Annotated in this window: 13 protein-coding genes; 6 read left to right on the plus strand and 7 right to left on the minus strand. The window is 67.7% G+C overall.

The window, feature by feature from the left end:
* The first annotated feature begins 86 nt into the window (after positions 1-86).
* Together VEC57_04700 and VEC57_04705 are read left to right on the plus strand one after the other, a co-directional pair.
* Positions 87-869, plus strand: a complete 783-nt coding sequence (locus VEC57_04700) for an SDR family oxidoreductase (protein ID HYB98415.1) — start codon at positions 87-89, stop codon at positions 867-869.
* Positions 870-913: 44 nt separating this feature from the next.
* Complete coding sequence (locus tag VEC57_04705) at positions 914-1,663, plus strand: glutathione S-transferase family protein (protein ID HYB98416.1); 750 nt, start codon at positions 914-916, stop codon at positions 1,661-1,663.
* A gap of 227 nt (positions 1,664-1,890) precedes the next feature.
* Here the strand turns inward: VEC57_04705 and VEC57_04710 are convergent, their stop codons facing one another.
* Both VEC57_04710 and VEC57_04715 read right to left on the minus strand, forming a co-directional pair.
* Positions 1,891-2,274, minus strand: coding sequence for a hypothetical protein (locus VEC57_04710; protein ID HYB98417.1), 384 nt, complete (start codon positions 2,272-2,274; stop codon positions 1,891-1,893).
* A 251-nt stretch (positions 2,275-2,525) separates the two neighbouring features.
* On the minus strand, positions 2,526-3,707 hold the full coding sequence (locus VEC57_04715) for a hypothetical protein (GenBank protein ID HYB98418.1): 1,182 nt from the start codon (positions 3,705-3,707) through the stop codon (positions 2,526-2,528).
* An 80-nt stretch (positions 3,708-3,787) separates the two neighbouring features.
* Between VEC57_04715 and VEC57_04720 the strand changes: the two genes are divergently transcribed.
* On the plus strand, positions 3,788-4,546 hold the full coding sequence (locus tag VEC57_04720; protein HYB98419.1) for a DUF72 domain-containing protein: 759 nt from the start codon (positions 3,788-3,790) through the stop codon (positions 4,544-4,546).
* Here VEC57_04720 and VEC57_04725 read toward each other — a convergent pair.
* The 4 genes from VEC57_04725 to VEC57_04740 form a co-directional block, all read right to left on the minus strand.
* Positions 4,515-6,083, minus strand: a complete 1,569-nt coding sequence (locus VEC57_04725; protein ID HYB98420.1) for an ATP-binding protein — start codon at positions 6,081-6,083, stop codon at positions 4,515-4,517. The two genes, VEC57_04720 and VEC57_04725, sit on opposite strands and share 32 nt — an antisense overlap.
* Positions 6,080-6,967, minus strand: coding sequence for a DUF2333 family protein (locus tag VEC57_04730; GenBank protein HYB98421.1), 888 nt, complete (start codon positions 6,965-6,967; stop codon positions 6,080-6,082). Before VEC57_04730 ends, VEC57_04725 begins: the two co-directional genes overlap by 4 nt.
* Positions 6,968-7,013: 46 nt before the next feature.
* Entirely contained in the window at positions 7,014-11,111 is a 4,098-nt protein-coding gene (locus VEC57_04735) for a chemotaxis protein CheB (GenBank protein HYB98422.1), read from the minus strand.
* A gap of 127 nt (positions 11,112-11,238) precedes the next feature.
* Complete coding sequence (locus VEC57_04740) at positions 11,239-11,628, minus strand: hypothetical protein (protein HYB98423.1); 390 nt, start codon at positions 11,626-11,628, stop codon at positions 11,239-11,241.
* 256 nt (positions 11,629-11,884) lie between these two features.
* Here VEC57_04740 and VEC57_04745 point away from each other — a divergent pair, with 256 nt between their 5' ends.
* Both VEC57_04745 and VEC57_04750 read left to right on the plus strand, forming a co-directional pair.
* Complete coding sequence (locus VEC57_04745; protein HYB98424.1) at positions 11,885-14,512, plus strand: hypothetical protein; 2,628 nt, start codon at positions 11,885-11,887, stop codon at positions 14,510-14,512.
* 78 nt (positions 14,513-14,590) lie between these two features.
* Positions 14,591-15,370, plus strand: a complete 780-nt coding sequence (locus VEC57_04750) for an enoyl-CoA hydratase (GenBank protein ID HYB98425.1) — start codon at positions 14,591-14,593, stop codon at positions 15,368-15,370.
* Between the two features lie 102 nt (positions 15,371-15,472).
* On the opposite strand, the gene VEC57_04755 is transcribed toward VEC57_04750, so the two are convergent.
* Entirely contained in the window at positions 15,473-15,763 is a 291-nt protein-coding gene (locus tag VEC57_04755) for a hypothetical protein (protein HYB98426.1), read from the minus strand.
* Between the two features lie 381 nt (positions 15,764-16,144).
* Here VEC57_04755 and VEC57_04760 point away from each other — a divergent pair, with 381 nt between their 5' ends.
* Positions 16,145-16,879, plus strand: coding sequence for a TerC family protein (locus VEC57_04760; protein HYB98427.1), 735 nt, complete (start codon positions 16,145-16,147; stop codon positions 16,877-16,879).
* Positions 16,880-17,015 lie beyond the last annotated feature (136 nt).

The following is a 17,015-nucleotide window of genomic DNA, read 5'->3' on the forward strand; positions in this document are numbered from 1 at the left end:
TTACGGGCGTTGCCGAACGCGGCATCGCCGGGCTCGCAGGGGACGCTGCGTGCGAGTCGAGCCGCGCCGCGAAAAGGAGCATCGTCATGTGTCGTCTGGACGGAAAGGTTGCACTGATCACTGGCGGCGTATCGGGCATCGGCCTGGCGGCCGCGCGCGAGTTCGCCGCCTCCGGCGCGCGCATCGCCATCGGCGACGTGGCCGACGGGGCGGCGGTCGCCAGCGAGCTCGATGCGCTGTTCATCCGCACCGACGTCACCGACGCCGACGCGGTGGAGGCGATGGTGGCGGCCGTGGTCGAACGCTACGGCCGCATCGACGTTCTCTTCAACAACGCGGGCATCGAGCGGCACGGGCCGCTCGCGGCGATGGATCCGGCCGAGCACCGCAAGGTCATCGACATCGACCTCAACGGCGTCTTCTACTGCCTGCAGTCCAGCATTCGGGCGATGGTCAACAATCCGGGGCCGATGCGCGGTTCGATCATCAATACGGCCTCGGTGGCCGGCCTGGCCGGCGCGCCCGGCCTCTCCAGCTACAACGCGGCCAAGGGCGGCGTGGTCCTTCTGACCAAGAACGCGGCGCTCGAGTATGCGGCCTTCGGGATACGCGTGAACGCCGTCTGCCCCGGCATCATTCGTACCCCCATGGCTGGGGATTTCTTCACGGGCGATGATGCGCAGAGCTCGCTGGAACGGCTGGCCGCGCGCGCTCATCCGCTCGGCCGCATCGGCGAGCCCTCCGACGTAGCCAAGCTGGTGACGTTCCTTGCCAGCGACGACGCCTCGTTCATCACCGGCACGGCCATTCCCATCGACGGCGGCATGACGGCCGGTTTCCCGGTTCGGTCGCCCGAGGAGATGTTCTAAAAGGGACACGGGCGCCCGTCAGCGCCGGGAGAAGGGGAACATTCGTGAGCGAGCGGGTTCAGGTGGTCGGCAGCTTCCTGTCGCCGTACGTGCGCAAGGTTCTGGTGTGCCTGCACATCAAGGGGATTCCCTTCGAGATCGACCCTATCGTTCCCTTTCTTGGCGACGACCGCTTCTCGCAGCTCAGCCCGTTGCGGCGCATTCCGGTCTTCATCGACGACTGGGTGACGCTGTGCGACTCCTCGGTGATCTGCCAGTATCTCGAAGACCGCTACCCGCGCCCGTCGCTGTACCCGCTCGACCTCGCCGACCGCGCGCACGCGCGATGGCTCGAGGAGTTCGCCGATACGCGCATGGGCGAGGTTTTCATCTGGCGGCTGTTCAACCAGGTGGCAATCCGCCGTGCCGTGTGGGGCGAGGACCCGGACATGAGCGTCCTGTCCAAGACGCTCAACGAGGAGATCCCGACCGTACTGGACTATCTCGAGTACGAGGTTCCGGACCAGGGCTTTCTCTACGGCAACATCTGCGTGGGCGACATCGCCATCGCCAGCTTCTTCCGCAACGCCGCCTTCGCTCGATTCACCGTCGATGCATCGCGCTGGCCGCGCACTGCGGCCTACGTCACGCGCGTCCTCTCCACCGACGGCTTCACGCGCCTGCAGCCTTACGAGGAGCGCTGCGCCAGGACGCCGATCGCGCAGCATCGTGCCGCGCTGGCCGAGATGGGCGCGCCCTTGATGAAGGACACCTACGGCACCTCCACGCCGCGGCGCGGAATCATGACGATCTGACCGCGGCGTCTGCGTGCGGCGACGCCTTTCCCAGCAGTCGCCCTGCAACGCTACGCGCAGTGGCGCTGGCCCGGTCAAACGACGGCGCTGCGGCGACACGGGCATCGCCGGCGGCCGCGAAGATTTCGCGACTCGACTGAGGAGATCTTGAGAGGCACGAGGTGCGCGTGCGGCGTCCGCAGCCGCAGACACCGCACGCGCGAGGATCGAGTGGACGTCAGCCGCTGCTAGCGGCGGTTTCCCTGACGGCCGCCGCCGATGGTGCCTTCTTCCTCTTCGAGATCGGCTTCCTCTTCATCGAGGCGCTCTTCGAGCTCTTCGTCATCCAGCGACCCCTGCTGCGTGGACTGCTGAGTCTGCTGGCGGCCCATTCCGCCCTGGCCTTCCTGCTGGTTCTGCTGGCGGCCCTGTCCCTGCTGGCCTTGCTGACGCTGTCCCTGCTGTCCGCCTTGCTGCTGCTGCTGCTGTCCCTGCTGCCCCTGCTGGCGCTGCTGACCTTGCTGACCCTGCTGGTTCTGCTGACCTTGCTGACCCTGCTGGTTCTGCTGACGCTGCTGGCCCTGATGGGTCTGCTGTCCTTGATCGCCCTGCTGCTTGTTCCTGTCGGTCATGGTCAAACTCCTAGGGTTGGGGAGGCGAAAAGCCTCGGGTTCTCGCGTGCAGTGGCGATGCTACCGCCGTTCGGCCGTCGCATCGCGGGCTGCAAAACAGAAAGTGCGCGGCAGGGTCGAAATCGAGCGTCGCTGCCCGCAACGGGGAGCAAAGCGCCACCCGCGTGCGGGCAACTGCCCGCGCAACGCGCAGCGGCCAGCGCAACGCCTGCGTGTTCCGCGAACGCGGCAGGCTGGGGGAAACCGCCGCGTCACGCTTTCGCGCGACGCGCAGTGCGGCGGGCGGCGCGGCCGTGCGTCTTCGAGGCACGAGAAGCGGGCGACGTGCGAGACGTGGCGGACGCTCGCGTCGGACGAGGCGTGCGGCCGCGGCAGCGGCGCAGAAACCGCAGCGTTTCGAGCTCGTCGGGTGCCATCCCCGTACGCGGCCGCTTGACCGGCGCGATTGCCGGCACCTCGCCGTCGCCTTTGCCGTTGCCGGAGGCGGAGAGCTCTCCCGAAGCGAAGCGCTCCAGAACCAACGGGTGAATGTAGCACTTGCGGCAGACAGCGACGGTGTTGCCGAGCTTTTCGGCGACCTGCTCCACCGCACGCAGGACCAGCTTCTTCGCCGCGCGCTCGGTGCTGGCGCTCGGGCACTTGCGCAGCAGCGACATTGCCAGGACGGTGCCGGCCCAGGTGCGAAAGTCGCGCGCGGTGAACTCGCCGCCGCTGATCTCTCGCAGATACTCGTTGACGTCGCCCGAATGGACGTCGTGGATGTTGCCGTCCTCGTCGTAATAGCCGAACAGGTCCTGACCCGGAATGTCCTGGCATTTGCGCACCACACGGGCCACGCGCGGATCCTCCACGGCGATGTCGTGGCGCTTGCCGCTCTTGCCGCGAAATTGGAACCGGATAGTCGAGGCCTTCACGGACGCGTGGCGGTTCTTCATCGTCGTCAGGCCATAGGAGTTGTTGGTGCGGGCATACTCCTCGTTGCCGATGCGGATGAACGTCAGGTCCATCAGGCGTATGACCGTGGCCAGCACGCGTTCCCGCTCCATTCCTCTGCCCGCGAGGTCGCGCGTGACGCGGCGGCGGATGGCCGGTAGCGCCTTGGCGAAATCCAGCATGCGGTCGTATTTGGTCGCGTCGCGCACCTGGCGCCAGCGTGGATGGTAGCGGTGCTGCTTGCGGCCGCGCGCGTCGCGGCCGGTGGCCTGGACGTGCCCGTTCTCGTCAGGGCAGATCCAGACGTCGGTCCATGCAGGTGGAATGGCGAGCGAGCGAATGCGCGCAAGGGTGCGGCCGTCGCGGACGGGCTTGCCGCTGCCGTTGACGTAGCGGAAGGTTTTGCCTGCCTTGACGCGGCGGATCCCCGGCCCATCGTCGCTGACGTAGCGAAGGCCCACTGCGCGCGCCGACTCGGGGGGCGGGGGAACGGCTCCCATGGTGTTGCCGCCATTGCGCATGCGATTCCGGAGCACGGCGGCTCTGCCTGCCAGGCCGGGCCACTGTTATAGGTTCTAACATGGAAGCGGCGAGGGTTGGGACCAGCGGATGGATCTACAAGAGCTGGGCGCAGACGTTCTACCCACCCGACGTCGGCAAGACCGGCCACCTCGAGCACTACGCGCGCCGCTTCGACACCGTCGAGATCAATGCGAGCTTCTACCGCCTGCCGCCGGCCGAGACGGCGCGCGCGTGGTCGAAGAAGGTTCCGCGCGACTTCGTGTTCGCGCTCAAGGGCAGCCGCTTCATCACCCACATGAAGAAGCTGGCGGTGGATGGCAGGTCGATCGAGATCTTCTTCGAGCGTGCGCGAATGCTGGGCCGCAAGCTCGGGCCCATTCTGTGGCAGCTCCCGCCCCAGCTCGGTTACGACCCCGAGCGCCTCGAGCGGTTCCTGAAGACGGTCCCGCGACGCCATTCGCACGCCGTCGAGTTCCGCCATCCCTCCTGGTACGACCACGAGACGACGTTCGACATCCTGCGCGAGCGCCGCGCCGCTCACGTCTGCGTCAGCTCGCTCGGCATGGCGCGCAATCTTGCCGTGACGGCGGACTTCACCTACGTCCGCTTTCACGGGCTCGACGGCGGCGCAGCGCACGACTACACGCGTCGCGAGCTGCGGCCGTGGGCCGATCACTGCCGGCGCTGTCTGGAGACCGGCGTGGCCGTCTATGCGTACTTCAACAACGACGCCAACACGCGCGCGCCGAAGAATGCCGACACGTTCCGCGAAATGATCGGGGTCGTCACGCCGGCGGCGCGGGCAGCGTCACGGTGAACTCACTGCCCTGACCGATGCCGCCGCTGGCGGCCGCGACACTGCCGCCGTGCAGCTCCACCAGAGTCCGCACCAGCGTCAGCCCGATGCCGAGGCCGCCTTGCGATCGTTCCAGCGACCTGTCGCCCTGCGTGAAAAGGTCGAAGATCGTCGGCAGCAGCTCGGGGGCGATGCCGATGCCGGTGTCGCGAACGCGAATCCGGATCTGTCCAGCCTCCGCGGTGATGCCCAGGGTGATGATGCCGCCGTCATCGGTGTACTTGGCTGCGTTGTTGAGGAGGTTCGCCAGGACCTGCTCCAGGCGCGCGGCGTCGGCGTCGACGGGGAGGGGGCCTTCGGGCACCGTGACCTCGAGACGGTGGCGGCGCGAAGAGAGCAGCGGCGAGCAGGTTTCCACCGCCCGCGCCACGACCGTCTGGAGATCCACGCGCTGCTTTCGCAAGGCGATGGTGCCGCGCGTGATGCGGGCGACGTCGAGCAGATCGTCGACCAGGCGGGTCATGTGCTCGAGCTGCCGCACGACGATCGCGCTCGCGCGGCGGATATCCTCGTCCGCGTGGCCGGCGAGGGAGACGATCTCCATGGCGTTTCGCATCGGCGCCAGTGGATTGCGCAGCTCGTGCGCGAGCATGGCCAGGAACTCGTCCTTGCGCCGATCGGCTTCGACCAGCGAGGCTTCGGCGCGCTTGCGCTGCAGGAACTGGCCGATCTGGCTGCCGATGGCCGAGAGCATGTTCAACACGTCGTCGTCGGTGGCGCGGACTTCGGGGCTGAAGAACTCGAGGGCGCCGCGTACGTCGGCGCCGAGCAGGATCGGAAACGCGAACGCGGCGTGCAGCCCGTCCGCGGTCGCGGCGGCGGCGCGCGGGAAGTTGTCGTCTCGCTGGATGTCCGCGGCCCATGCCGGTTGCCGAGAGGCCCACACGCGGCCGGGGAGACCTTTGCCGCGCGGCAGCACCAGCGCACGCGTCGCCGCCTCGAACTGCGGGATCTGCACGCCCGGCTGATGCCACACCTCCACGCAGCGCATGACGGCGGCGCGATCGTCGACGATCCACAGGTCGCCGACACACCAATCCAGACAGTCGCACAGCGCCTCGATCACCCGCGGGGCGGCAGCCCTCAGCGTGTCGGCTTCGGCGAGGATGGCCGTCACCGCATGCTGCGCGGCGACGCGCCGCTCGGAGCGCTTGCGCTCGGTGACATCGCGCAGGATGGCCAGGTGCCGGTGCGGAAGGTAGTTGGCCGTGGCGCGAAACTCGATTTCGCACGTGCTTCCGTCCGGCCGCTGCAGGCGCAGCTCCCCGGCCAGCTCGCCGTCGCGCAGCAGGCCGCGCCACATGCGCGCAAATTGCTCGTCGCTGCCGAGCGCGCCCGACCCGGCACCGATGCGCTTGCCGAGGACGTCGGCAAGCGGGACGCCGTTCATCGCGCATGCGGCGGGGTTCGCGTCGACATAGCGGCCCTCGTCGTCGAGGATCACTACGCCGTCGAGCGCGCGGCGGAACAGCTCGGCGAAGTGACGATCGGTCGCTATTTCTCCAGCTCCTCGCGGATCGTGTACATGAGCTGGCGCGCGTCGATGATGAAGACGTCGAGGTTGCGCCGGTGGTTGGCGAAGATTCCCGAGGGGCCGCCGTTCATCACGACGAGCGGCTTGATCCACGCGGCTTCACGCAGCGAGTGCGCGACGTGATCGAACAGCTCGAGCACCGCCTCGCGTCCCGCCAGCGACGTCTCGTACTCGCGCCGCAGCGCCACCGTCAGGTGGAACATGACGTGCGCGACGCCCTGCGCATGGTAGAAGTGATCGTCGGTCTGCAGGAAGCCCACGTCCTCGCGCAGAAGATTGGCGTGCGCATCGCCGAGCATGTCGGTCCAGGTCTGGAAGAGGCGGATCAGCTCGACGTTGCGGCGATTGATCGGCTTGGACGTCGGCGCCGGCGTCGCGAGGCCCGCGACGTAGCGCCGCAGCGACTCGACGCCGTCGCGGAAGCGCGACTCCGCCGACGGGAACCAGAACTTGTGCTCGTCGTTGCGCAGCCGCGTCTCCGCATCGACCAGGTTCTGGTCGTATTCGCTCGCGGAGACCTTGGTCAGATGATCGCGAAAGACGCGCGTGCTCTCGCGAACCGCCTGGATGATGCCGAGCTGACGGTTGGCGTTGTTGTCCGCCATCAGCGCCGGTCCCCACAGGATGAAGTCGTTGGGCCGCCAGCCCGTGGTGCTGTCGAGCTCGTGCTGGACCAGAGCCGCTACCGTCGACGCGAATGCCTCGCCGCCCACCATCGGACGGTCGGCCGGGAACTCGTTGTGGACGTGGAACGGAAGACGGTTGTGGCTTATCTGCGTGAAGTGCAGGAACAGCGGGGTCACCAGGAAGAGGAGTATCAGGATCGCGCCGGCTGCGGACTGAAGCATGGTGGCGAAGCGTACTGTGTGGCCGCGGAGGGTCCAACCGCGGCGCTCAGGAGGCCGGAAAGTCGCGAGCATCCTGTCCCCGCGTCAGCCTCGCCAGCGTCGTCTCGACCTGCGCCAGCTCGACCGGCTTCATCAGGTGGGCGTTGAACCCTGCGTCCGCGCTCTTTCGGCGGTCTTCCCCCTGGCCGTATCCGGTCACGGCAATGAGCGCGGTATCGGCGTGCTGGGGCTGCTTGCGCAGCCGTCGTGCGACCTCGTAGCCGTCCATGCCGGGAAGCCCGATATCGAGCAGGATCGCATCGGGATCGAAGCGTGCGGCGATGTGAAGGGCCGCCTCGCCGTCGTGTGCGGTGCGGACCTGATGGCCGGCCAGTCGAAGCAGGACCGCGAGGCTTTCGGCGGCATCGACGTTGTCGTCGACGATCAGCACCCGCCGCGCGGCGGCCGCCCTTTCGGCCTCGGTGCGCGGCATGGGAGCCATCGCGCCGTCCTCGCGCCGGATGGGAAGGCGCAGCTCGAAGACGCTGCCACGTCCGATGCCTTCGCTGCCGGCCTGGATCTGGCCGCCGTGCAGCTCGACCAGCCGCCGCACCAGAGTCAGCCCGATTCCGAGGCCGCCGCCGGAGCCGGTGGAGCGGTGCACCTGCATGAAGGGCTCGAACACGCGCGAGAGCATCTCGGGAGCCAGTCCCGTTCCATCGTCCCTCACGCGCACCACGGCTGCGGGAACGGCGGCGCCGTCAGCCTGCTCGCGCGACAGCGTTACCCAGATGTTGCCGCCCTCGTGCGTGAACTTCGAGGAGTTGCCCAGCAGATTGGCCAGGATCTGCTCGAGGCGCATGGGATCGCCGTCGACGAACGTCGCCTGCCCGTCCAACTCCAGATGCAGGTGCTGCTCGTGGCCTTCGAGTGCGGGACGCAGCGCCTCGCACGTCCGATGCACGACCTGCGCGAGGTCGAGCGGCTCCAGCCGCAGATGGATCCGGCCGCTGGTGATGCGAGAGACGTCCAGGAGATCGTCGATCATGCGCGCCATGTGCGCGATCTGGCGCTCCATCATGGCGCGCGTGCGGACTGTCGTATCCGGATCGTCGACCATTTGAAGCACTTGCGAGCCGCTGCTCATGGCGGCAAGGGGATTGCGAAGCTCGTGCGCGAGCATGGCCAGGAATTCGGTCTGACGGCGGTTGGCCTGCGCGAGCTGCTCGACCCTGGTACGCAGCGACTCCTCCAGGGCCTTGCGGTGCGTGATGTCCTTCATCGAGAGGACGATGGAGAAGTCTCCGTCGTCTCGCGTCAGCCGCTGCGCGTTCAGGAGCAGGGTGCGGCGCACGCCGCCGTCGGCGGTGAACGAGTGCTCGAAGTCCTCCATGGGCGTGCCGGTGTAGCGAACCGCATCGAGGGCGCGTCGCAGGTCGGCCGTGTTCCACCGCCCGTCGCAGATGCGCGGTAGCGGGCTTTGCTCGACGTCGGCGGCCGACAGTCCCATCGCGTCATAGAACCTGTCACTCGCCTTCTGCACGCGCAGGTCCGCATCCAGCACGAGCAGCGGCTCGGCGACCGCCGCCACGATCGCTTCGGCGTACCGCCGCGCGCGCGCTAGCGTGTCGATGTCCACGAGCAGCAGCACCACCCCGTCCAGACGGTTGTCGAGCGTGCGATACGGCCATATGCGCAGCGAGTGCCAACGGCCCTGCTTGTCCTGGACGTCCATCTCCTGAAACGTCATCGAATCGATGACCTCGGTCACCAGGGGTTCCAGGTCGTCGATGCTGAGGCCGAGCTTCAAATCGGAGATGGAGCGGCCGACGTCGCTGCTGCGCACGTTCAGGACGCGCTCTGCTGCCGGCGTCACCCGGCGGATGCGCAGGTTGGCGCCCAGCATGATAATCGGCATGCGGACGCTGGCCAGGAGGTTGACGAGGTCGTTGTTGGTCTGGCTCAGCTCGTGATTCCGCCGGCTGAGCTCGTCGTTGAGCGTGGCCAGTTCCTCGTTGCTGGACTCGATTTCCTCCTTGGAAGTCTGCAGCTCCTCGTTGATGCTCTGCAGCTCTTCATTGGCCGACTGCACCTCCTCGTTCGCTGCCTGCAGTTCCTCGTTGGCCGCTTCCTGCTGCTCCACCACCGATTGCAGATACTCGCGAGTCGCCGCCAGCTCGCTGAGCAGCCGGCGTGTCTCGTCGTTGTCCTCCGGTGCCATCGTGGCCATCGGCACGGCCGGCTGCGCGTCCTCCGTCGGGCTGGCGGAGAACGTCACGAGATAGTGATCGCCGCTGCCGGTGCTGCGGACAGGGATGACCTCGACGTGCGCTTCGAGCGGATCCTCATCGGTGCCGAGCGCGATGCCGGACGTCCGCACGGGTACGCCATCGCGCCGAGCGCGGTCGCACGCGTTGCGTACCGGCGCCACGAGCGCCTCCGGCAGCATCTTCAGCAGGTTCAGCGATGCGGTGCCCGACGCTGGAGCGATGAACCGGCTGGTGTCGCCGCGGAACTGCAGTATCTCGAGGTCAGCGGTCACCAGCACGCCCGGCGGTGCGTAGCGCGCGAGCAGCAGGCGGTCCGCCTCTTTGTGCGGATCGCTGGACCTTGCCGCGGCCGGACGTTCGGAGCGTGCCGGCCAGTACGCCGCCAGGCCGCTACGGCGCGTTCCCGGCGCCGATATGGTGGGGGAGGAGCGCGCGCCGGCTTTCTTGCCGTAGAAGTTGAACGTCTGGCTGGCGCTGTCGAACAAGTGCGCGGCCCCGACGATCGCTTCCGAAGGGCCCAGCCATAGGATGCCGCCGGGCTTGAGCGCGTAGTGCAGCGTCGGCATCAGCCTCTCCTGCAGGCTGCGTTCGAGGTAGATCATCATGTTGCGGCAGCTGACGAGGTCCATGCGCGAGAACGGCGGCTCTGCAAGCCCGTTGTGCGTCGCGAACACGCACATCTCCCGCGTGGCGCGGTTGACGCGGTAGCAGTCGCCCATGCGAACGAAGAACTGACGCAGCCGCTCTGGAGAAACGTCCTTCTCGATGCTCCTGGAGTAGACGCCGCTGCGAGCCTTCTCGATGCCTGCCGGATTGAGATCGGTGGCGAATATCTGCACCGGCAGGGGCCGTCCTCTCTGCTGTGCGAACTCCTGGCAGATGATCGCGATCGAATACGCCTCCTCTCCGGTCGAGCAACCCAGAACCCAGATCCGCAGCGGCTCCAGCCGGCTGCGCTCCGACACCAGTGCCGGAAGAATTTCGTCCCGCAGCGCTTCGAAAGCTTCGGGGTTACGGAAGAAGCTGGTGACGTTGATCAGGATGTCGTGGAAAAGGTTCTCCACTTCCTCCTGGCTGGAGCGGAGCAGCTCGAGATACTGGCCGAGGTCGTGCAGCTTGTGCAGCACCATGCGCCGGGTCACGCGGCGGAACAGGGTGCTGTGCTTGTAGTGCGAGAAGTCGGCTCCGAGGCTGTCGCTGATGACGTCGAGGATTTCGCGCAGCTCGTTCCCGTCGAGGCGCTCGCCGGCTTCGAATCTGTCCCGGTCGACGTACGGGTGGCGCGCCATGCGTCGCAGCTCGCCCGCGATCTGCTCGGGAGGCAGCACCAGATCGACACAGCCGGCCGCAATGGCCGAGCGCGGCATGCTTACCTGCTGCGCGGTTGAATCCTGCGCGAAGGCGAAGCCGCCGGCGCCCTTGATTTCCTCGAGACCGACGGTGCCGTCGTCGCCCAGGCCCGAGAGCAGGACGCCGATTGCGCGGCGCCCCTGCTCGGAGGCCAGAGCCAGCAAGAACGTGTCGATCGGCTGCGGCCGCCCGTGCGTGTCGTCGCGCGGCGTCAGACGGAGCCTGCCACCGGCAATGACCATGCTCGTGTTGGGAGGGATGACGTAGACGTGATCGGGAGCGACCTCCTGATCATCCTCGACCTTGACCACCGGCATGTCGGTGAGGCGGGCGAAGACCTCGTCGAGCTGGCTCGGATAGTTGGGCGCAAGGTGCGTGACGAACACGAAGGCCATGCCGGTGTCGGGCGGCAGGGCCCGTAGCATGGCCGAAAACGCTTCGATTCCACCGGCCGAAGCGCCCACGCCCACCACCGGGAACGGCAGCGCTGGCTCGGGCAGATCGAAAGCTATTTCTTCTTTTCGGGCCCCGGTGTCATCGGCCATGACGGACTCGGCGATCGCGCTGCGTGCGCGGCCGCACTGCGCGGCCGTGCCCCGAGCGGCGCGGCAGCCGTCGTACGTCCGCGGTCACGCAGCGTCAAGATAAAGTCGCCTGGCCGATGGCCGTAAGCTAACGATCGAACACCTTCTCTTCGGAAACGCCATGCGCGCCGGTCACGTCCTGGCGCGATTCGTGTGGGTCATCGTGCTGGCTGCGCCGGCTGGCCTTGGCGGACGGGTTGTCGTCATCCAGCTGCGCGTGCGCTTCCCGGTCGCGAGCGAAGCCGGCGTTCTCGCTGGAGCCGCCGACCTGCTGCGTGGAGCCGCCGGCGATCTCACCGGCCTGCTGAGCCGGGCTGTCGGTGGAGTGGCGTGCGTTCTGCTTGCTCGGATCGGCGCCGACCCCGCCGCCACCGAGACCGGTCTCCGGTGTCTCGCCGTACTCGTACTCCTGTCCCGAGCGGTGGCCGGTTTTTGAGGGATCGGGTCGGTCGGTGGGCGGCTGTCGTTGCTCGCTCATGAGGTCTCCTTGCGCATTCGCGCCGAAGGGGCGCGTCGCGTCTGAAACGGCGACTGCCTCCGGCGCCGGATTATTCGTAACGTCCCGTTTGCCGCGAACATTCGCGGGACGGGCTGCCTGACCCGTTCGAGGCGGGTTTCGCACGCATCGAGTCTGGGGCGGCCTCTTTGGAGGGACGCCGCCGCATTGCGCGACCGCCTTCGGGTCAAACCGTCTTGCTGAGGTCGCCCTATGCGGCGTAGCCATGGAGAGAACAGTGATTCCTGACGACCTGCAGCGTTTCCGCGCTGCGCGTGCGCTGAACGAAGGAGAGACCCAGATGCTGACGTTCCGAAGCGCCACGATGAGAGCCGCCGCGTTGGCGCTCGTCTGCCTGTTCCTTCCCCTGCCGGCCCAGGCACTGACCGACGCCGAGACCGAGTGCCGACTGGTCATCGCCAAGAGCATGGCCACATACACGCGGGCCGCGCTTCGCGTCACCAAGAAATGCCACCGCCGGCGCAGCGCCGGGCGTATCCCCCTCAGCATCGATTGCAGCGATCTGTCGCAGGCGGACACGCGCAACAAGCTGCCCGAGTACCGAACGCTCGTGCTCGACCGCATCGGCGGAGCAGGCAGCCCCTGCTCGCAGACGCCCGGGCTCCTGTCGCGCTACCCGAGTTGTCCCGCGCCTGCCCAGAGCGCCGATGACGGCGGCGCCTCGACGGGAATCGACTCCTTCACCGAGGTGGCGCAGTGCCTGATGGCGCTGACCGACGCCGAGGTCGGTGATTTGTCCGAGGAGACGGCCGGCGATCCGGCAAGCCCGCTCAGCGAAGCGGCGCTGCAGTGTCAGACGGCGATCTCCGAAGGCGTCAAGCGCATCGTCAAGCGCTACATGCACGAGCGGCGTCTTTGTCAGCGCAATCTCGACCAGGCGGGCGGCGGTCTCGACTACGGCTGCGAGGGCGCCGACCCGAACGGCCGCATCGCGCAGGCGCGCACCGCGGTCAGCAACTCCATCGCCACCCACTGTACGCTGTCGCAGGCCGAGCTGGCCACGCTCGACTCGTGCGGCGATACCACGGCCGAGCTGCAGCAGTGCGTCGTCGCCGCCGCCGACGAAACCGGCGCCGATCTGATCGAGAACGCCTACGAGCTGCCCGGCGCAACGACGACGACCACGGAGGCGCCGCCGACCACGACGCTGGCGCCCACGACGACCACGACGATCTCCGGCCCGACGACCACGCTCGGCGCCACCACCACGACGATCACCGGCCCCACCACCACCGTGGGACCGACGACGACGACGCTGACGGGCCCGACCACCACCGTCGGGCCGACCACGACGACCCTGACGGGCCCGACCACCACGACGATGCCGGAGGCGCAATGCGCCGATACGTTCCCGCTGTGCAACGGCGCGTGCGGCGACGGCACGTTCTGCGGCGTCGACGGGACGGCGTGCGTCTGCGAGGCGGCCACCGGCGCCTGCGCGCCGGCAACGATCGAACGCGTCTTCCACGCGAAGTACGAGGGCAGCCAGACCAGCCTCAGCACCGGCTGGACCGGCACGGCGCACGACGTCGACATCCCCGGCGGCAGCCGCGACGTCGTCGACGTCGTCTGCGACCAGGAGTGCGAGAACTGCCAGGTCTCGCTCAACGTGCAGGAAGGGCAGACCGTGTCGAACTGTCGCTGCGCTTCCTCGCCGCAGACCACCTGCACCGTCATCAACGGGCCCGATCCCGACAACTGCGGCGTCGTCGACTCCTCGTGCAACTGCTACTTCGGCTCCCCGCTGGCCATCTCCGCCGGCGGAACGCCGGTGTGCGTGACCAACGAGATCATCGAGGACTACAGCGGGACGATGAACCTGCGTACCGGCGAATGGTACGAGCGCACCAAGCTCGCCTCGGTGGTCCATCTCGGCGCCGACGTGTTCAATCCCTGCCCGCTGTGCGCAGGCGACGAAACGGCCAATGACGGCGTTCGCGGCGGCACCTGCGAGGGCGGCCTGCAGGACGGCATGAGCTGCGACGTCAACGGCGACCACCTCACGTTCGGACCGACCAGCTTCGACTGCCCGCCGCCGAGCCTCAGCAACATCAGCGGCAGCGGGCTGCTGCTCGACCTGAAGTTCTCGACGGGCCCGCAAGCGCTGGCGGCGAACCTCCCGTGCGATACGCCGGACGATGCGCTGTGCGCGTGCCGCGTCTGCTCGGGCAACAACAGGGTCGGCTGCGCCACCAACGCCGACTGCGAGGAATTCGACGCAGGAACCTGCACGGCCGGAGGTGGCGCGGGCGTCCAGCCCAACGAGTGCACGGATTTCGAATGCGGCGAGGACGATCGCTGCACGCAGGGCCCCATCGACAACTTCTGTGACGGCGTGACCCATCCCGACGGCCGCGGTTTCCTCAGCTGCGTGAGCGACCTGGACTGCCAGGCCCTGGGAGCGGGGCAGTGCACGGTCCAGGATCTGCGCCGCTGCTACAACTATCCGATCGAGACCACCGGCGACCCGGACATCGAGGAGCCGGTCAAGGCATCGATCTTCTGCATCCCGCCCACGACGAGCCCGGCCGTGAACTCCTCCGGCGGCCTGCCCGGCCCCGGTGTGTTCCGTCTGGACTTCGACGTGGACGTCCGATGCCAGAACGATCCGACCAAAGCCTACCAGTTCCCGAGCGGCGACAACTGCAACGAGTCCACGACCACGACGATCCAGGGCGGTACGACGCTGCCGCCGCTGACCACGACGCTGCCGGATGTGCCGACGACGCTGCCGGTGGCGGACTGCGCCCAGGCCACGCCGCCGCTGTGCGTGGGCGTCTGCGGGCCGGGAGAGGCGTGCGTGCAGGGCCTGTCGGGCTGTCAGTGCGGGGGGATCATGCCCTAAAGGCTGGCGGCCGCAGCCGAGCGCGGCGGCCGCGGGCGGGCGTGGATCCTGGGGCGCTCGCTCGTTACGAAGGTGGGCATGGATGAACCGTTCGTTCTTCGGGAGGATCGCGGCGGCGTCGTCCGGCTGACGCTGAACCGCGGCGACAAGCTCAATCCATTGTCGAGCGCGATGCTGGAGGCGTTGCAGACGGAGCTCGATTGTCTGCGCGAGGATGCGTCGGTGCGGGTGGTGGTGCTGGCGGCGGCGGGCAAGCATTTCTGCGCGGGACACGATCTGCGCGAGATGATCGCGCACCCCGACCAGGCCTGGCAGCAGGCCCTGTTCGCGCGCTGCAACGCGATGATGATGAGCCTGGTGCGATTGCCGCAGCCGGTGATCGCTCGGGTGCAAGGCGTGGCGGTCGCCGCCGGCTGTCAGCTGGTGTCGATGTGCGACCTCGCCGTCGCATCGACGGAAGCCCGCTTCGCTCTGCCCGGGATCAAGAGTGGTCTGTTCTGCACGACGCCCGGCGTCGGCGTCAGCCGCAACGTGTCACGCAAGCATGCGATGGAACTGCTGCTGACGGGCGATCCGATCGATGCGCCGACGGCCGAGCGCTGGGGGCTGATCAACCGGGCGGTGGCGCCGGAAAAGCTCGATGATGCGGTGGCGTCGCTGGCAGCGACCATCGCCAGCTACAGCGCCGCGGTGGTGCGGCTGGGAAAGGAGCGGTTCTATCGCCAGATCGAGTGCGGAATGGACGACGCTTACGCGCTGGCGGCGGACGCCATGGCCTGCAACATGATGATGGAGGATGCCGGAGAGGGCATCGATGCGTTTCTTGCCAAGCGGACACCGAACTGGCGGCAGCGCTGAACCAGCCGCTCTGCCCGCGGCAACGCGTGCGAACGCGCGAGAAAAAGAAAAGGCCGGGGCGATTACTCGCGCCGGCCTTTTCGTTCTTGAATCGGGACGGCCCTACCGCCCTTTGGGAGCAGCGCCGCCGGAAGCGGGTGCGGTCACCGGCCGATTCTCCGGTGTGCCGGGCGCATGTCCGCCGGCCTGACCGCCGACGGCACCGCCCTGCTGCTGCTGGCACTTCTTCACCTCGTCGACGGAAACGGCCATTCGCTCCGCGATGTCCTCGACCTTGCGGCCCATGTCCAGGTCTTTCTTGATGAGGCCGCAGTTGACGGCTGCCACGCCGGGAGCGGCAGTCGCAGCGATCAGAGCCATTGCACCAACGACACCAAGAATTGGCTTCTTCATACTGCTTCTCCTTCGTCGTCCCGTTTCAGTTCGAGCCACGCTCGTCATCGCTCCCGATGGGATTGCACCCTCATGCGCCGCGCGCTGGTGAAGCATCGGGAAAGCCCGGAGCGCTGCTCGTGTCGCCGGCAAATATGGGCGTGCTCCGGCGCTGGCAGCAAGGCATTCACCCAGGCGCGGCCGCCGTTGCGGCGCGTATGCATGGTGATCGTGCGGTGGTGCCGCGGTTTCGCACGCAAAACGGGCGCAGCGCGCCGGCCGCCGGTGCGGTCGCGCCGGGGGTGGCGCAACAGAAGCACGGCGCCGGAGGTCGGAGTGTCGCGCCACGATCACCCATGGTAGGCAACGATCCACCATCGCATACCGGAGGTCTTCGCATTCATGGAATGGCTGCAGAACCCAGAGGCCTGGATCGCGCTCGTCACCCTGACCGTTCTCGAGATCGTTCTTGGCATCGACAACATCGTGTTCATCTCGATCTTGTCGGGAAAGCTGCGCGCCGAAGAGCGAGCGCGCGCCCGCACGACCGGGCTGGCGCTGGCCATGCTGATGCGAATCGTCCTGCTGATGGCGCTGAGCTGGGTGATCCGGCTGTCGGCGCCGCTGTTCACGGTCTTCGGCAACGAGATCTCCGGACGCGATCTGATCCTCATCGGCGGCGGCCTGTTCCTCCTGGCCAAGTCGACCTACGAGATCCATCACCGCATGGAAGACGACCCGCACGCCGAAGGGGCCAAGCCCGTCCCGTCCTTCACTGCCGTCATCGTGCAGATCCTGATCCTGGACATCGTCTTCTCGCTGGATTCGGTGATCACGGCTGTGGGCATGGCCGAGGACGTCGGCGTCATGATCACGGCGGTGGTGCTGGCCGTCGGCTTCATGATGTTCTTCGCGCGGCCGATCGGCGACTTCGTCGAAAAGCACCCGACCGTCAAGATGCTGGCGCTCAGCTTCCTGCTGCTGATCGGCATGGCGCTCGTCGCCGACGGCCTCGATCAACACATCCCCAAGGGTTACATCTATTTCGCGATGGGCTTCAGCGTCTTCGTCGAGGCGATGAACCTGCGCGCGGGAACGCGCAGGAGCGGGATCATAGCGACCGGCAAGCCTCACTGACGCGCGGGCGACGGTGGCGCCCGATCTGCGGCGTTGCGCAGCGAGCGCTCGCTCCGGCGGGCCGCCGGCCGGCCAACGCTGTGCGCCCGCTGCGCGCCTTGCATCTCGGACAGTCTCGTCGCCGGCGCTCGGCTCG

The organism is Candidatus Limnocylindrales bacterium, from assembly GCA_035626395.1.
GTDB lineage: Bacteria > Desulfobacterota > Binatia > UBA1149 > CAITLU01 > DASPNH01.